A 749-nucleotide genomic window follows, 5' to 3' on the forward strand; every position below is an offset into this window, starting at 1 on the left:
CTCGGCCGCGTGCAGCGTGAGCTCATACGTCGTCGGACCCGCGCTGAACACGACCGTGGTCGCCTCGAAGACCAGCGGAAGACGGGCGCCGGGCGCGAGCCAGGCCTGCACGCCGCCCGCCGAGTCGGTCACGGTCGCCGTGAGGCGCGTGCCGACGTTCGACAGCCACCACAGCCCGTCGGCGTCGGTGATCTCCAGGAAGTGGCGGTGCAGGAACAGGTTGTCATCCAGCTCGAGGTCGCCCTCGCGCCCGACGATGAACCGTCCGCCCGGACGGACGGGGAAGTACTCCCCCGCGAACTCGACGGTCACTCCGCCTTCGCCACTCACTCGACGCACCCCCGCACGGTCTCGGACGCGCGACCGTCGTCGCGTCGCAGCATCACGTCGATGCAGACGGTGCCGACAGCGGCGGTGACCGCCGCGGTCGGGTCCGGTGTCTGCTGCGGAGCGACCTCGCCGGAGACGACCACCGGCGTCCAGATGTACGAGTCGCCGTCGAGCGGGCTCGGGTTCGTCCAGGTGAACACGACTTGTTCGCCCTGCCGCGTGCCGGCGAGCTCGGTCACCTTCGGCACGACATCCGTTCCGACATCCTTCGGATCGACGGCCTCCGCCGTCTCTTGCGGTTCGGGAGCGATTCCCGCGACCAGGAGGTTCAGGCCGACGATCCCGCCGATCACGAGCACCACGCCCGCTGCGGCGAGCGCGATCCACAGGTCCTTGCGGCTGCGAGCAGGCTCGGCGGC

At 70.6% G+C, this 749-nt stretch carries 2 pseudogenes; both read right to left on the minus strand.

The features are described from left to right. Positions 1-330: pseudogene (locus KZA10_RS16660) on the minus strand (hypothetical protein); the annotation flags it as partial. Then, a pseudogene (locus KZA10_RS16665) lies at positions 327-749 on the minus strand (serine/threonine protein kinase); the annotation flags it as partial. The pseudogenes KZA10_RS16660 and KZA10_RS16665, both read right to left, overlap by 4 nt.

This window comes from Microbacterium sp. BF1, from assembly GCF_019279095.1.
GTDB lineage: Bacteria > Actinomycetota > Actinomycetes > Actinomycetales > Microbacteriaceae > Microbacterium > Microbacterium maritypicum.